15 protein-coding genes are annotated in these 15,968 nt (G+C 26.8%); 9 read left to right on the top strand and 6 right to left on the bottom strand.

Going from position 1 to position 15,968, the window contains the following annotated elements:
- Window positions 1–10: 10 nt before the first annotated feature.
- The gene (locus tag EJL03_RS10065) at window positions 11–1,267 is read right to left on the bottom strand and encodes a D-alanyl-D-alanine carboxypeptidase family protein (protein WP_206427360.1); all 1,257 of its coding nucleotides are present in this window, start codon (window positions 1,265–1,267) and stop codon (window positions 11–13) included.
- 176 nt (window positions 1,268–1,443) lie between these two features.
- Between EJL03_RS10065 and EJL03_RS10060 the strand changes: the two genes are divergently transcribed.
- Entirely contained in the window at window positions 1,444–2,052 is a 609-nt protein-coding gene (locus EJL03_RS10060; RefSeq protein WP_125153848.1) for an NUDIX hydrolase, read from the top strand.
- 1 nt (window position 2,053) lies between these two features.
- Here the strand turns inward: EJL03_RS10060 and EJL03_RS10055 are convergent, their stop codons facing one another.
- Window positions 2,054–2,395 carry a hypothetical protein gene (locus tag EJL03_RS10055; RefSeq protein WP_125153847.1) on the bottom strand — a complete coding sequence of 114 codons (342 nt, stop codon included), beginning with the start codon at window positions 2,393–2,395 and terminating at the stop codon, window positions 2,054–2,056.
- A 180-nt stretch (window positions 2,396–2,575) separates the two neighbouring features.
- Between EJL03_RS10055 and EJL03_RS10050 the strand changes: the two genes are divergently transcribed.
- A complete protein-coding gene (locus EJL03_RS10050) occupies window positions 2,576–2,797 on the top strand; it encodes a hypothetical protein (protein WP_125153846.1) in 222 nt (73 codons plus the stop codon).
- 51 nt (window positions 2,798–2,848) lie between these two features.
- Here EJL03_RS10050 and EJL03_RS10045 read toward each other — a convergent pair whose 3' ends face one another.
- The gene (locus EJL03_RS10045) at window positions 2,849–4,333 is read right to left on the bottom strand and encodes a nicotinate phosphoribosyltransferase (protein ID WP_125153845.1); all 1,485 of its coding nucleotides are present in this window, start codon (window positions 4,331–4,333) and stop codon (window positions 2,849–2,851) included.
- A 162-nt stretch (window positions 4,334–4,495) separates the two neighbouring features.
- On the opposite strand from EJL03_RS10045, the gene EJL03_RS10040 reads away from it, so the two are divergent.
- The 6 genes from EJL03_RS10040 to EJL03_RS10015 all read left to right on the top strand — a co-directional run bounded on the left by EJL03_RS10040 (window position 4,496) and on the right by EJL03_RS10015 (window position 12,841).
- On the top strand, window positions 4,496–6,466 hold the full coding sequence (locus tag EJL03_RS10040; protein WP_125153844.1) for an ATP-dependent helicase: 1,971 nt from the start codon (window positions 4,496–4,498) through the stop codon (window positions 6,464–6,466).
- Between the two features lie 160 nt (window positions 6,467–6,626).
- Window positions 6,627–6,926 (top strand): hypothetical protein, encoded by a 300-nt coding sequence (locus EJL03_RS10035; RefSeq protein ID WP_125153843.1) that lies wholly within the window; start codon window positions 6,627–6,629, stop codon window positions 6,924–6,926.
- A gap of 94 nt (window positions 6,927–7,020) precedes the next feature.
- Window positions 7,021–9,018, top strand: a complete 1,998-nt coding sequence (locus EJL03_RS10030) for a cell division protein FtsA (RefSeq protein WP_125153842.1) — start codon at window positions 7,021–7,023, stop codon at window positions 9,016–9,018.
- Between the two features lies 1 nt (window position 9,019).
- Window positions 9,020–10,201: a M20 metallopeptidase family protein gene (locus EJL03_RS10025; protein ID WP_125153841.1), complete on the top strand. Its 1,182-nt coding sequence runs from the start codon at window positions 9,020–9,022 to the stop codon at window positions 10,199–10,201.
- A gap of 37 nt (window positions 10,202–10,238) precedes the next feature.
- The gene (locus tag EJL03_RS10020) at window positions 10,239–11,201 is read left to right on the top strand and encodes an RluA family pseudouridine synthase (protein WP_125153840.1); all 963 of its coding nucleotides are present in this window, start codon (window positions 10,239–10,241) and stop codon (window positions 11,199–11,201) included.
- A gap of 32 nt (window positions 11,202–11,233) precedes the next feature.
- Window positions 11,234–12,841, top strand: coding sequence for a putative polysaccharide biosynthesis protein (locus EJL03_RS10015; protein ID WP_125153839.1), 1,608 nt, complete (start codon window positions 11,234–11,236; stop codon window positions 12,839–12,841).
- Window positions 12,842–12,853: 12 nt separating this feature from the next.
- Here the strand turns inward: EJL03_RS10015 and spoVB are convergent, their stop codons facing one another.
- The 3 genes from spoVB to EJL03_RS10000 form a co-directional block, all read right to left on the bottom strand.
- On the bottom strand, window positions 12,854–14,356 hold the full coding sequence (gene spoVB / locus EJL03_RS10010) for a stage V sporulation protein B (protein ID WP_125153838.1): 1,503 nt from the start codon (window positions 14,354–14,356) through the stop codon (window positions 12,854–12,856).
- Between the two features lie 113 nt (window positions 14,357–14,469).
- A complete protein-coding gene (locus tag EJL03_RS16825; protein ID WP_423243344.1) occupies window positions 14,470–14,652 on the bottom strand; it encodes a cation:dicarboxylate symporter family transporter in 183 nt (60 codons plus the stop codon).
- A gap of 221 nt (window positions 14,653–14,873) precedes the next feature.
- Window positions 14,874–15,170, bottom strand: a complete 297-nt coding sequence (locus EJL03_RS10000) for a cation:dicarboxylate symporter family transporter (RefSeq protein WP_125153837.1) — start codon at window positions 15,168–15,170, stop codon at window positions 14,874–14,876.
- A 155-nt stretch (window positions 15,171–15,325) separates the two neighbouring features.
- On the opposite strand from EJL03_RS10000, the gene EJL03_RS09995 reads away from it, so the two are divergent.
- Entirely contained in the window at window positions 15,326–15,904 is a 579-nt protein-coding gene (locus tag EJL03_RS09995) for a ferritin-like domain-containing protein (RefSeq protein WP_125153836.1), read from the top strand.
- The last annotated feature ends 64 nt before the right edge of the window (window positions 15,905–15,968 follow it).

Below are 15,968 nucleotides of genomic sequence, written 5' to 3'. Positions count from 1 at the left end.
CCAAAGCTTTTTATATATATTTAGAGCGTTTATTTCTATTTTTTCTTGATATTATGGCTTTAATTATTATTATAATTGCAGATATAATAACAATTAATATTACTAGAGAACCAATATATAATAGAAGATTACTTTTTAATATAGTTCCTTTAGAAACAGTTGTATATATTTTGAATTCTTTTTTTGCTTCTTTTTCTTTTAATGTTAAAGTTCCTATGCTTTTATCATTGTTTAACTTCCATATATTAAGTTTATCTAATTTAAAATCTTTTTTAGTATTAGATTTATTTACATCATTATCATAATATGTAACATCCTCTTTAACGACTAATGGAACCTCTATAGTTTTTTCAGGTCCAAAAAATACTAGTGGTTTATATGATAAGCGTTCAGTTTTAATTACAGAATCTTTTTTATAAAGTAGTTTTTTTTCTGCATCATAACTCCAGTCTATTATTTTTTTCATATCGTTAAAGACAAAAGAATCATCTCTATCATAAACTGAGTTCATAACTACTCCAATCATTTTTCTACCATTTCTTTCGAACATGGCAACCAGACATCTACCAGCACTAGCGGTATAACCTGTCTTTCCACCTATACAGCCATCTTTACCTAAAAGTTGATTTCTGTTTTCAATTATCATAGTGGTTCCATTTGAAGTTTTTATTGTACTTGTTTGTTTTTCCATAGATTCTTTTACCCATGGATTTTGAAAGGCTGCTCGTCCAATTACTGTTAAATCATAAGCCGTTGTATAATGATTAGGATTATGCAGACCATTAGGTGTAACAAAGTTTGAATTTTTCAACCCTAATTTTGATAGCTTATCATTCATTATCTTTGCAAAATTGGTTGCGTTTCCAGCAATATTATCTGCAATTACATAGGCAATATCATTACCAGAGTATAAAAGCAATCCATCCATAACATCTTCACCGGTCATGGTTTCTCCAATTTGGATAGGATGTAGATTTTTATTAAGGGAATACTCAGGCTGGTTTTTTGCATCTTTTGTGTATTTAAGATCATCATCTTTACCTTTGTTTTCAGCAAGTATAAGGGCCGTTAATAACTTAGTAGTACTTGCAGGATAAGATTTTTGGTCTATAGCTTTAGTGTAAATAAGTTCTCCAGTTTCCATATCCATAGTAACCGCTGACTTACCATATATACTAGGCTGCTTGCTATTAGAAGCGAGAACAGTACTGCATAAAGAAAAACTCATAAATAGGCTTAAGATTAAAGAAATGCTTTTCTTTTTCAATTTTCATCTCTCCATTTTCTATAGTTTTTTGTAGATTTATAAGTTAAATTACCTAATAAAGTATAACATGGACTTAAGTTTTTTACAAACTAAAAAATACTATATAACATTAATAAATATTATCATATAATAGAATAATATTATATATATTATTAGTTTAAAATGGTGGTGTATTTATGTTAGATAATATAGAAAAAATATTTAAAGAAAGAAAGGTAAATTTTATTGGAGAATATGAAAAAAGTGCTGTTATGATTTTTCTTCTTAGAGAAAAAGGGGAACTATTTATTATATTCGAAGTTAGAGCTCTTACTTTATCCCATCAACCAGGCGATATATCTTTACCAGGAGGTAGAATAGAAGAGAATGAAAGTACTTTAGATTGTGCTATAAGGGAGTGTATGGAAGAATTAAATTTAGATAGAAGTGATATAAAAGTAATAGGTGAGATGGATTATTTAGTAACACCATACAATAAAATTATATACCCCTTTATAAGTAAGTTAAAATCAATAGAAATAATACCTAATAAAGATGAAGTAAATCATATATTTAAGGTTCCACTTGAATTTTTTATTACTAATGAACCAGAGTGCTATGAAGTGAAATTAAAGCAAGAGCTTCCGGAGAGCTTTCCGTATCATTTGATAATAGGTGGAAAGGATTATAATTTTAGCAGTGGAAAATTAAATCAATATTTTTATCAGTACAAAGGCTATGTTATATGGGGAATTACTGCTTTTATAATTAAATCATTTATAGGGATAATTAAAGGTAAGATATAATTTAAATCTTACCTTTTTCAGAATCTTTATTTTTAGGAAAAAATAAAATAATGGAGGCTAATAACAACACAATATAAGAAATTAAAAATACTATTGAAATAAGGCCTAAGTTATAGAAAAATTTTAAATATATAAAAATCCCTATGGAAACGATAGTCCAAAATAAAGAAATATAAATCATTTTTGAATTTCTATTTTTCCATACTTCAGGATTTTTCATAGTCCCAACTATTTTTTGATTATCAGATTTTGCTATTATAAATTTAAAATAAATGAAGAAGAATAAGCTTAATATTCCTACAGCTAAAAATAAATAAGATAAAGAAGTACTTGTTATATACATTTATATCACCTCACCATTATATGTAATATATAGTATTTCCAAAATTATTAAATATATTATATAGAATAGTGTTAAATAAATATTATGAATATTTATTTAATTTGCCCGAAACGTATTCATTTTTTATTAAGATTGATGTATAATTATAGTCAATAAAACTTGGGAAAGGGTGCGATAATTATGTGTGATTGTCCTTTTTTATCTTGTGGAGATAAGAAAGTAGAATGTTTTACGGATTGTGCACTATATAACTTTAAAGAAAATGAGGGAGTTTGTCCTTTTAAAACACTACAAGAACAGAAGTTGGAGAGAATGGAAGAATTTGATGAGTTTGATACTGAGTATAAAGATTTAAATTTTATAAAAAACTATTATTTAGAGATGAAAAAAGAGTACCTTTAAATAGTAACTAGACAAGCCACACAAATATATGCGTGGCTTGTATTTAAAACATTAATCATTTTCTTCATAAATATTTGAGAATTTAGTAATTAAGTTTTGCTTTAAAGACCATAGCTTTGTTGACAAGTCTATATAATAGTTATGAGGATTCTCAAATCTTAAGACTTCATGCCACAGTTTATTAGTTTCTTTTACAACTATTTCACGTATTTCATTTATATCAGGACAATCATATATTAAATTTCCCTTATTGAATATTTTAACCATTAGTTCTTTAGCATAAAAATTTTTAATTTTTTTCTTTTTCCATGTAAAAATAGGATCAAAAAGTACTAGTGGTTTATTTTCGTCTACAATTTCATTATTTAAAGTTAATAGGTCTGCTATGGCATTGTTAGTTTTTTTATCAAAGATTCTATAAACTTTTTTAAACCCAGGGTTTGTAATTTTCTCTTCATTTTCACTTATTTTTATTTTGGGTATTATTTCGTTATGATGTTCTATTGCAACTAATTTATATACACCACCGAAAACTGGTTCAGAACGTGCAGTTATTAATCTTTCACCTACTCCAAAACTATCAATTTTTGCTCCTTGACGTAATACAGATCTTATTATGTACTCATCTAATGAATTGGATACAATAATATCAACATCTGAGTATCCTGCGTCGTCTAAAATTTCTCTACATTTTCTTGAAAGATAAGTGATATCACCGCTATCTATTCTAATAGCTTTAGGCTTATGTCCCATGGGTTTTAAAATTTCATCAAAAGTTTTTATTGCATTAGGTAAACCTGATTTTAAAACATTATATGTATCTATTAAAAGCACACAATTGTCTGGATATACTTTTGCCCAAGATTTAAAAGCCTCATATTCTGAAGAAAATAACTGAACCCAACTATGGGCCATAGTTCCACCAGAAGGTACTCCAAACATTTGCTCAGCTATTGTGCAGGCAGTTGAATTACATCCACCTATCATGGCGGCACGGGCACCATAAATGGCTCCATCGTAACCCTGGGCACGTCTTGAACCAAACTCCATAACAGGACGACCATCGGCTGCTCTACATATTCTGTTTGCTTTAGTTGCAATTAGAGTTTGATGATTTATGGAAAGCAAGATCATAGTTTCTATAAATTGAGCCTGAATAATTGGACCTCTAACAGTTACTAGGGGTTCATTTGGGAAAACAGGGTTTCCTTCCGGTACAGCCCAAACATCACAGGTGAACTCAAAATTTTCTAAGTAATTTAAAAATTCTTCAGAGAATATATTTTTACTTCTTAAATACTCCACATCATCTTTAGTGAATGCTAAGGATGTAAGGTATTCAATTAATTGTTGAATACCTGCCATTATGCAGTATCCACCTCCATCAGGAACTCTTCTAAAAAACATGTCAAAATAAGCTATTCTATCTCCTAAATCATTTTGAAGGTAACCATTCCCCATGGTTAGTTCATAAAAATCAACTAACATAGTAAGATTTCTTTTATTTCTTACATCGAAATTCTTAATGTATTCCATATTAAATTCTCCTTATATGTTTTTATATATAAATTTTGTTAATAATTAAAATAGTTATAACTATTTTAAACCTTTGTTTAAGTTATTACAAGTTTATACATTACAGTTTACGATGTATAAAATTATATAAACCTTTAATGGATAAAGCAAGGAGATGTTTATATGGAATTAGATTCTTATCAGAAGAAGGCAGTTACTACAAATTATAATAATGTTTTAATAATAGCGCCTCCAGGGAGTGGTAAAACTCATATTATAATTAGTAGACTAATTTATCTTATTAAAAATAAGAAGATAAATAAACATAATGTTGTAGTAATTACATATACAAAGGCTGCAGCAGATAATATGAAGAAGAGATTTATTAAAGCTATGCCGAAAGAAGAGCCCCCTTTTTTTGGTACTTTCCACAGTTTCTTTTATAATATCTTAAGAAAAGCTAATAAAGATATAAATATAATTAGTTATAAAGAGAGCTATAATGTTGTAAAGAATACTCTTGAAAAATATATTGAGGATATATCAGAGGACAATATAAAGGACATTTTATGTAAAATTTCATTTTATAAAAATAATAGTTCTTTAGAAAACGTCAAAATCAGTGAAAGGATATTACTTGAGTGTTATTTAAACTATGAAAATTACAAAAATAATAATGGACTTTTAGATTTTGATGATTTGCAAATTAAGTGTAAAGAACTCTTTGCCCAAAATAAGAATATACTTAATATGTATAGAAATAAAATTAAATATATACTAATAGACGAATTTCAAGATTGTGATAAAACACAAATAGAAGTAGTGAGAATGCTTAATAGTGGAGGGTCTTTATTTGCTGTAGGGGATGAGGATCAGTGTATTTATTCATTTAGAGGATCTGATCCAAAATGCATGTTAAACTTTCATAATTATTTTAAAAATGGGAAAAAACTTTTTTTATGCATTAATTATAGAAGTAGTAATAATATAGTTAATATGGCTAAAAAAATTATAAAAAATAACAAATTGAGAAATGAGAAAACCATTCTGGCTAATAATAATTTTACCGGGGAAATAAAAGTTGTATTTACTAATGATGAGAAGGAACAAGGGGATAAAATATGTTATTTTATAAATTCATGGATAAATAGCAATAAAGGTAAGTATAGTGATATAGCCATATTATACAGAAGAAATAGTGAGAAAGTTAAAATTATAAATAACTTATTAAAAAATAAAATTCCTTTTAAAATTATGGAAAAAGAATTTAATATATATGAACATTTTGTATGTAAAGATATATTATGCTATTTAAAATTATCTCTGAATAATAAAGATAGAAGGAGTTTTTATCATATTGTTAATAAACCCTTTAGATTTATAAATAGACATTATATTAACGAATTAATAAATTATCCAATAAAAGAAAGTTGCTTTCAAATTATCTATAATAAAAATTTGTCATTATTACAATTTAAAAATTTAAAAGTCATGGAAAAAAAATTAAAGAGAGCAAATAAGATTAAGATTGAAAATATTATAGATTATATATTATATGATTTGAATTATGTAGATTATATAAAGTTTTATATTTCAAAATATAAAATAGATAAAGAAGAGATAGAAACTATAATTTTGATGATGAAAAGGAGCATTAAAAATTTTAAAACTATAGAGGAGTTTTTAGATTATGTAGAGAAAATTAAACATAGGAAAAAACAAAATAAAAAAGATTCTTTAATATTAAGTACTATGCATGGGGTAAAAGGAATGGAGTTTAAAACGGTATTTATTATTAATTGTAATGAAGGTAATATACCATACACAGATAATAATAAATTTTTAGAAGAGGAAAGAAGACTATTTTATGTGGCTGTTACAAGAGCTATAGAAAATTTAAATATTTTTATTCCTAAATATGTTGATGGAACACAAAGAAAGGTTTCTAGATTTTTACTTGAATCTAATTTAAACAAAACTTTATATAATAACTCTTTTAATATTGGAGATAATATATTTTATGAATGTTTTGGTGAAGGTGTAGTTAATAGTATAGACAAAGAATATATAACTATATTATTCAAAGATAATATAAAAAGGGAATTTTCTATAGATAAAATGCAAAACAACAATTTGATAAGGAAAATACAATAAATCAACTTATACATAAATAAAATAGTAATTAAGCATCATATACTATATAAAATATAGCACATTAATAGAAAATTATTTGTTTTATTGACACAAAACCAATTTATGATATACTATATTTGTTTTAGTATAATGTTTATAACTAAATTAGGAGGGGAAGTATATGATATCTTTTAAAAAAATGTGGGATGATGTTTCAGATATTGTTAAAAATGATGAATTGAGGGATATAGAGATACTAGAAAAACATACAGAGGGGTTTTTAATTAAAGACAAGGAAAATAGTTGCTTTCTTTGTAAGGATGACTTTGTAGATTTTTGGTGCAATATATTGTATTTTAATGAGGTTTCCACAGAAAAGTTTTCTGAAAAAGAAGAGAATAAGTTTAAGTATGTATATGCGGTAGTAAAAAACCTTCCTTATATGAATGAAAGTTGCGGAACTTTAAAGTTATTGGAGTAGTTTGTTGAATGTTTGAAAATAATGTTATATAATTTTATTAAGCTCATATTCTTAGAATATGAGCTTTTAAATTGTATAAAAAAGAGGTAGAAGCATGAAGAACACAAATATTAATCCTAAAGATATAATATTTGCATTAGATATAGGAACTAGATCTATTATAGGAGCAGTAGGAATTGTAAAAGATAAAAAATTTTATGTTATAGAAGAGGTATATGTTGAACATGAGCAGAGAGCTATGGTAGATGGTCAAATACATGATATAAATTTAGTAGCTAGTGCTGTAAGTAAAGTTAAGGAAAAGTTAGAGAAATCTTTAAATATTATTTTAACAGAAGTTTCTATAGCAGCTGCGGGTAGATTTTTAAAGACAATTTCAACTAAATCTGAAATTAACATTGATTATAATAATGAAATAGATAAAGATTTAGTTAGAAGTTTGGAACTTACTGCAGTAAAAATTGCAGAGGAAAAAGTTAATAAAGAAACTGGTGGAAAACTTTATTGTGTAGGATATAGCGTAATAAATTATTATTTAAATGGGTATGTTATTAGTAATTTAATATCCCATAAAGGTGAAAATATTTCTGCAGAGGTTATTGCTACATTTTTACCTAGATCTGTGGTAGATAGTATTTACTCTGTAATGGGAAAAGTGGCTTTGAAGGTTGTAAGTTTAACATTAGAACCCATAGCTGCAATGGAAGCTGCAATACCACAGAATTTAAGATTGCTTAATTTAGCTTTAGTTGATATAGGAGCTGGTACATCGGATATAGCTATAAGTAGTAAAGATACTATAAGTGCATATGGTATGGTTTCAAAGGCCGGAGATGAAATTACAGAGAATATAGCTCAAAATTGTTTGGTAGATTTTACTACTGCTGAATCTATTAAAAGAATGTATCCTGCTGAAAAAAATATAAAATATGTAGATGTATTAGGTATAGAAAATCAAATAACTTCAGAGGAAATAAAAAAAATGATTAGACCTATAATAGAAAAAATTTCCCAAGAAATAGTAGATAAAGTTATGGAACTAAATGGAGGAAAGGCACCTAATGCTGTGTTTTTAGTTGGTGGTGGAGCACACACACCTGAATTAAAGGATTGTATTGCAGACAAACTTAATATACCTAAACAGAAGATTGCTATAAAAGGTAGAGAGTCTGTGGTGAATTGTGTGTGTAAAAATAACTCACTTGGAAGCATAGGTGTAACTGTTTTAGGTATTGCTCTTGTATCAATAAAGAAAGTAGGACATGATTTTATTGATGTTTTTTTAAATGGAAATGTAATAAGCTTATTTAATTCCAATAAGCATACAATTATGGATGTTATGCTTTCAGGGGCGATTAATCCTAAATTGTTAATTGCAAGAAATGGGAAAAATGTTAAATTTACATTAAATAGCATTAAAAGAGTGTCTTTTGGCTCTTTAGCGACTAATGCAAAGATATTATTGGATAATAAAGAAGTAAATATAGATAAAGAAGTTAAAGAAGGACAAAGTATTGAGATTACTTTTGCTAAGGATGGAAAGGACGCATGTCCTAAAATTATGGATTATGTGAAAAATTTGTATTCAATTAGTTTTTATTTAAATGATATAATACATAACTTAGAACCAGTAGCATTAATAAATAATCAAATAGTTAGTATTGAAAATGAAATAAAACAAGATGACACTGTTGACATAATAGACGTACAAACCTTAGGGGAATATATAAAGTATTTTGGTGAAGACAGGGGATATATTTACTATTTAGATGGTAAAGTGTTAGATGAAACATATACAATAAGAGAAGGGGATAGGATTTATAAAATAAAAGAAAAAGAATTATTAAGTGATAATATTGATAATCAGATAATAGAAAATACTAAAAAAGAGAGTATGAATATAATTGTAAATGGGAATGAAATAGTATTAAAGGGTAAAAAATCCTATGTATTTGTAGACATATTTAATTATATACATTTTGATTTAACAAAAGTTCATGGAAATCTTATTTTAAAATTAAACGGTAAAAAAGCTTCATATAATGACAAACTTAAAGAGGGAGATAAAATAGAAGCAAGGTGGGAGAAGTAGTATGAATAATATAGATTTTTATAAAAAAGCTATAGAAATAAAATCACAGTTAGTTAATTGTAGAAGAGACTTTCATATGAACCCCGAATTAGGTTATGAGGAGATAAGAACATCTCAAATAATAAAAAAGTTTTTAAAACATAATAACATAGAGTACATAGATATGGCTAAGACTGGGATATGTGCTTTGATAAAAGGAAATGGTAAAAGAACTATAGCAATAAGGGCAGATATGGATGCCCTTCCTCTTAAGGATAATAAAAAGTGTGATTACGCTTCAAATATTTTAGGGAAAATGCATGCTTGTGGACACGATGCTCATACTACTATACTTATGGGTACTACATTATTATTAAATAATATTAAAGACAAATTAAATGGTAATGTTAAATTATTATTTGAACCAGCAGAGGAAACTACTGGAGGAGCTAAAGTTATGATAGAGGAAAATGCATTAGAGAATCCTTATGTGGATGCAATAATAGGACTTCATGTAGATGAAAATATAAAGTGTGGTAAAATAGGTATAAAAAAAGGTGTAGTAAATGCTGCATCAAATCCATTTACAGTAACAATAAAAGGTATAGGGGGGCATGGTGCTCATCCAGATACTACTATAGATCCTGTTTTTATAGCAAGTAGTATTGTTGTAAATTTGCAATCTATAATAAGTAGAGAGCTTCCCCCTACTGATCCAGCAGTTTTAACAATAGGAACTATAAATGGAGGAACAGCACAAAATATAATTCCAGAAGAGGTTATTATATCAGGGATTATAAGAACTATGAAAAGTAATCATAGAGAGTATGTAATAAGAAGATTAAAAGAAATAGTTATAGGTATTACAGAATCTTTAAGAGGAAAATGTGATATAAATATAGAAGAAAGCTATCCTTGTTTGTATAATGATGATAAAATGATAGATATATTATCAAATAGTGCTTCTAAAATAATAGGAAAGGATAATATAATTGAATTAGAAAAACCAAGTATGGGAGTAGAAAGCTTTGCATATTTTTCTTTAAAAAGGCCATCAGTTTTTTATTATTTAGGGGTTAGAAATGAAGAGAAAGGAATAGTAAATCCGGCTCATGGAAGTTTATTTGATATTGATGAGGACAGTTTACCTATAGGAGTAGCAATACAAAGCCAGTTGGTCTATGATTTTTTGAAAGATTCATAGAAATATTAATAAAATAAATTTTATAAGGAGTGTTGGAATGAGAATTGAGATAGGACCAAATGAAGCGGGACAAAGATTAGATAAATTTTTAAGGAAATGGATGAAGGATGTTCCTTTGAGTGCTATATATAGAAGTATACGTAAGGGTGATGTAAAGGTTAATGGTAAAAAATCTAAAGAAAAATATTCATTAACTTTAGGGGATATTATAGAAACTAGGGAAATATCTACTGAAAATAAAAACAGAGTAAAATTCAACAGAATTGATGATAATGATAAATTAAAGATAACTTATGAAGATGAAAACATGGTTTTAGTAGAGAAGTGGCCTGGTATTTTAGTACATTCGGATAGTAAAAACAAAGAGGCAACTTTAACAGATTATGTTTTATCATATCTATACGATAAGGGAGATTATTTACCAGAAAAAGAAATTACATTTACTCCAGCCCCATGTAATAGGCTTGATAGGAATACTCCTGGCATAGTAATATTTGGAAAAAATTACGAAGCATTAAAACTACTTAATGAAATGATTAGGGAAAGGAAAATAAAAAAATATTATCAGGCTTTAGTAGTTGGAAAATTAGCTGATAAACTGTATGAAGGCTACATAGTAAAGGATAGGGAGTCTAATTTATCTAAAGTATTTGAAAAACCTGTATCTAATAGTAAAAAAATTTCTATGGATGTTAGAACTTTAGAAACCTGTGGAAGCTATTCTTTACTGGAGATAGAATTGTTAACGGGAAGAAGTCATCAATTAAGAGCTCATTTAAGTACATTAGGGCATCCAATAATTGGGGACCTAAAATATGGGGAAAGTAAGCTTAATAGTTTCTTTTATAATAAATATGGTATGGCATATCAGTATTTATACGCATATAAGCTAATTTTTAGAAATTGCCCTGATAAATTTAAATATCTTGAAAATAAGACTATAGCGGAAACTTTACCTCCTGTTTTGAAGAAAATTAAAAATGATGTATTTAAGTTTTAATTTTTTATGCTAAAAGAATGGAGAGTTTTAACATGAAAGAACAATCTACTACTAAAGGCTTTGCTATATTATCTGCAGCGGGTATGATAGTTAAGGTATTGTCATTGCTATATATACCGTTTTTACAGCATATTATAACTCAAGAGGGATATGGAATATATGGAGCAGCAAATAGTGTATATGTATTTATTTATGTTTTAACTAATTCAGGTATACCTATAGCCATATCTAAACTTGTGTCTGAACTAACTGCAGTTAAAAATTATAAAGATGCTATAAGAAGTTTTAAAATGGCAAGATTTATTCTTTTAATTTTAGGAATAGTTATGAGTCTTTTTATGATTATTTTTGCAAGGCCGTTATCTAGTGCTATAAAATTTAAACAATCTTATTTAGCTATATTGGCTTTAGCACCAGCTATATTATTTACTTCTATTGCTTCTGCATATAGGGGATATTTTCAAGGGTGGGGTAACATGGCTCCAACTGCAATTTCTCAAGTAATAGAACAAGTAATAAATACTATATTTACATTGGCTTTTGCTGCGTTGCTTATGAGATATGGAATGGAGGCAGGATGTGCAGGGGGAACTATAGGAACTTCTTTAGGAGCATTTTTTTCTGCAAGCTATTTAATATTTTTTTATGAAAAGAACAAAAGGATACGGGTGCCAAAGGGTTATGGCGAAGTTTCCACTAAACGGTATACTTCAAAACAAATATTAAAAAAAATTATTGATTATGGCTTACCAATAACTATATGTGTGGGAATGACTTATGCTGGAAATCTTATAGATGTAGGAAACACTAAAGCAAGACTCATTGTAGGAGGAATAGCTGAAAATGAGGCAAACATACTATATGGACAACTTTTAAAATACCAACAACTTATTAATGTTCCCATCGCTATAATAACCTCATTAGCTACTGCTATTTTACCTGCAATATCAAGTGCAGTTGCAATTAATGATAGAAAACAGATAAAGAATAAAGTGAGATATGCTTTTAGATTATGTTTTCTAATAGCTATCCCTTCTGCTTTTGGCTTGGCTATATTAAGTGATCCTGTATATTCTTTGCTTAAATTTGGAGATGGGGCATATCTTATGAGTACAGGAGCTATAGTACTTGTACTTATGTCAGTTATGCAAATCCAAACAGCCATATTACAGAGCATAGGTAGATTATATACTGCTACTGTTTATTCCATAATAGGTATTGTATTTAAAATATTAGTTAACTATTTCTTAATATCTGTACCGGAAATAAATATAATGGGAGCTATTTATGGTACTATAATAGGTTATACAATACCAATAATTCTTAATCATAGAACTTTAAGAAGAACTCTAGGAGTTAAATTTAAATTTTTAGCATCTTCAATTAAACCTATTTTAGCTTCAGTAACTATGAATATTACTGTATTTATTGCATATGGAATATTGAATTCTTTATTAAGAATTGTATCAGGAAATTATCTTTCAAATTTAGTAGCTTGCATTGTTAGTATAATAATTGGTATGTATACATATCTTTTAAGTCTTGTGGTATTAGGGGGGATAACTAGAGATGATTTTAATGTTATCCCATCTAAAATAATTAGGTTTATACCTAAGTTTATTGTAAATAAATTAAAATAAAAAGTGAACAAGCTATTGTTCACTTTTCTTTATTATAGAATTAGATATAAATATTAATGAAAAACCTATTAATAGTATTAACAAAGTTTTTAATTTAAATATATTTTCAGGTATCAAGTTTTTACAAATATTTAAAACAAGATATATAAGTATGGTATTTAAAATTACTATAGTAAAGTTGTTTTTGTTTATGCTTATATAGCAATATTTATTTATTTCATGAATATTAAGTATTAAAGTTGTTATAGAAGTTAGTATTAAACTTATACCATATCCATAGATGTTTATATATGGAATTCCAACTAAGACATAAAGTAAAATTAATTCTTCTAAGGAAACAATAAGAGAGTTTCTAAGGAGAACTCCTTGCTTACCTAATCCATTTAGTATTCCATATGTAGAGGCAGACATATAGAATATAGGGCACGCTATAGAGGCAAAGGCAATATATCCTGATAGATCTGTTCTATTATAGAATAATACTCCTAGATTGTCTGGAATAGTTAAACATATAATTGTTGTGGATAGACCTAGTAAAAGACTTATTCTAAGAACTTGTTTCACTCTTTGCTCCATTGCCCAATAATCTTTGCTATTTATAGTTTGTGATAAGTCAGGGATTAGTATAGTGGATATAGAATTAATTACTAAAATAGGGAAAAAAATTATATTAAGACTCATACCTGTAAATTTACCTAGCATGGATAAAGCTGCTCCATATTCTATACCACATGCAATTAATCTTCTAGGTACAATTAAAGTTGAAGTAGCAGATAAAGCGGTAGATAAAAATCCATTTAAGCATAATGGTAGTGACACTATAAGAACGTTAAATAATAATTGAGCTCTACCCTCTGTGGAGTATATATTATCTTTAAATTTATTTTTGTAAACTCTATAAAATATATATAAAAGAAAAGTGCTTATAAATTCTCCGATGGTTAATGCCATATATGCGCAAGTTACAGTATCACTTATTTTATTAAAAGAAAAATAGGTAGTTACGGATATTATTATAAGAATTCTTAAAGACTTTTCAAATATATCTATAAAAGCCGGAATTTTTACTTTTGATATTCCATAAAAATATCCTTTTAATATAGAAGAAATAGCAATAAAAATCATAGCAGGACATATTACTTTTAAAGAGTTTAATGATCTTGAATCTTTTATAATATATGTGCTGAAAAAACTTGCATTGAGAAAAACAATAGTCACTATAATTATAGACCATACTATATCAAATATTATGGATATATGTATAGCATTGTTTAGATTTTTTATGTCTCTTTTTTGAAAATATACAGCAGATACTTTAGACATGGCTGTAATCATGCCACCTGAAATTAAACATATAAATAGATTGTATATAGGCATAATTAATCCATATAATCCCATGCCTTCAGCCCCTAATTTATGTGAAAGTATTATTGAAAAAATAAATCCTAAAATACCAGTAATGGAATTAGATAATATAAGCATAAATGAATCCCTAAAAAAGGTATCTTTTTTCATTAAAAAATAACTCCTAAAAATTATTAACATTAATATTTATTCGGAAATTAAATTTAATATTACAAAAAGACTTCTCTCTGTATGAATATTGAAAAGTCTTTAGAAGTATATTTTTAATTAAGGTTGTCTAAAACAATAGCGCAAGAAGCAGTGCTTGGTACATTTATAGCAGTTTTAAGCATATCAAATAATTTATCTGCACCAAATAATATTGGAAGACCAACTACAGAAATCTTAGCTGTTATTAATGTGGATATTACAAGTAAAGTTAGACTAGGAACTCCAGCCTGACCTATGGAACTAATGATTGTAGCAAAAATTATAGATAAATATTAAGATAGTCCCAATTCAATTCCAAACATTTTAGAAAAAACATGCAACTAATGCATAATATATTGCATTAGTTGCATGTTTATAGTAGCGACTAGAGGGAGAACAAAAGGCAGATTTTTTTGAAACACCAAAGTTATTTTTATAGGTTTCTATATTAGACGGTTTAGCTGCCCTATGGACAAGGCTACAGATTCTGATATATATATTTTTGCACAATTTTTTTTAAGAAAGCTTTTATAGCTAATAAATAAACTGCGAAGTTATGAAAAACTAAAACTCCTATGGAACCTATTATAAAAACAAGTAGTCTTTCTATTAATTCATATCCAAAAGTTCCTGTAGTATCTGTGATAAGAGCCAAAACTCTTATTGGATATATATACATAACTTTCATAATTATAAAAGTCAATGAATTTGTTATAGTATTAAATATTTTAACTGAGAAATCTTTTCTTTCTTTTTTATAAAGTAAATACCAAATCTAAAAATATTTCAAAAATTATTAGTGTTCCTAAGCTTACAAAATAATTTTAAAGGAATATGTTATAAAGTGTTAAAAACTTTCATGTAAAATTACTAGTAACAATTTAATATTTATTATAAAATATATAAATAATATAGTTTGGAGGTATGTATATGGATAAATATATTTGTAAAATATGCAAAATAATAATAAATGATAATAATTATAATTATAATGAAAAAACATTTATTCATAAAAATTCTAAAGATAGTATAATACAATGTCCGTTTTGCGGAGTAAATAGTAAATATATATATAATATAAAGGAAGATTATATGGGTATCTTAAATAAGGGGAATATTTACTTAGATGAAAAAACAAAGTTAATATTAGATCATGCAATGAAGTTAGAAGTTTTTAATGGAGATTTTTACAAAAAGGCTTCAAATTTAGTAAGTAGTATGGAGCTTAAAGAAATGTTTTATCAATTATCTAGTGTAGAATTAATGCATGCTAAAATACATAAAAATTTAATAGGAGAAAAATATTTGCCAAAGTTAAAGGATATGGACTATAGAAAGTATAAAAAGGATATATCGTTTGTTGAGATGGCTAATGAAAGGGAAAGGCATGCAGTAAAGTATTATGAAAAATATTATAATGATATATGCGATGATAAAATAAAGGAAATATTTATTGTTTTATCAAATGTTGAGAAAGAACATATAGAATTAACTATAAATGCAATGTAGGTTATAATACTTAATAATTTTATAATAATATAAAAGGGGAAAGGTTAGATTAAGTATATGGTAT

Origin of the sequence: Clostridium rectalis (genome assembly GCF_900626095.1) — a bacterium.
Classification (GTDB): Bacteria; Bacillota; Clostridia; order Clostridiales; family Clostridiaceae; genus Clostridium_AS; species Clostridium_AS rectalis.
The sequence above is the reverse complement of the archived record's forward strand: the minus strand, read 5'-3'. Positions and strand labels throughout refer to the sequence as shown.

Coding starts and splice junctions, on each gene's coding strand:
- EJL03_RS10035 (WP_125153843.1), top strand. CDS start 6,627: ATGATATCTTTTAAAAAAATGTGGGATGATGTTTCAGATATTGTTAAA.
- EJL03_RS10050 (WP_125153846.1), top strand. CDS start 2,576: ATGTGTGATTGTCCTTTTTTATCTTGTGGAGATAAGAAAGTAGAATGT.
- EJL03_RS10025 (WP_125153841.1), top strand. CDS start 9,020: ATGAATAATATAGATTTTTATAAAAAAGCTATAGAAATAAAATCACAG.
- EJL03_RS10030 (WP_125153842.1), top strand. CDS start 7,021: ATGAAGAACACAAATATTAATCCTAAAGATATAATATTTGCATTAGAT.
- EJL03_RS10060 (WP_125153848.1), top strand. CDS start 1,444: ATGTTAGATAATATAGAAAAAATATTTAAAGAAAGAAAGGTAAATTTT.
- EJL03_RS09995 (WP_125153836.1), top strand. CDS start 15,326: ATGGATAAATATATTTGTAAAATATGCAAAATAATAATAAATGATAAT.
- EJL03_RS10045 (WP_125153845.1), bottom strand. CDS start 4,333: ATGGAATACATTAAGAATTTCGATGTAAGAAATAAAAGAAATCTTACT.
- EJL03_RS10040 (WP_125153844.1), top strand. CDS start 4,496: ATGGAATTAGATTCTTATCAGAAGAAGGCAGTTACTACAAATTATAAT.
- EJL03_RS10020 (WP_125153840.1), top strand. CDS start 10,239: ATGAGAATTGAGATAGGACCAAATGAAGCGGGACAAAGATTAGATAAA.
- EJL03_RS10015 (WP_125153839.1), top strand. CDS start 11,234: ATGAAAGAACAATCTACTACTAAAGGCTTTGCTATATTATCTGCAGCG.
- spoVB (WP_125153838.1), bottom strand. CDS start 14,356: ATGAAAAAAGATACCTTTTTTAGGGATTCATTTATGCTTATATTATCT.
- EJL03_RS10055 (WP_125153847.1), bottom strand. CDS start 2,395: ATGTATATAACAAGTACTTCTTTATCTTATTTATTTTTAGCTGTAGGA.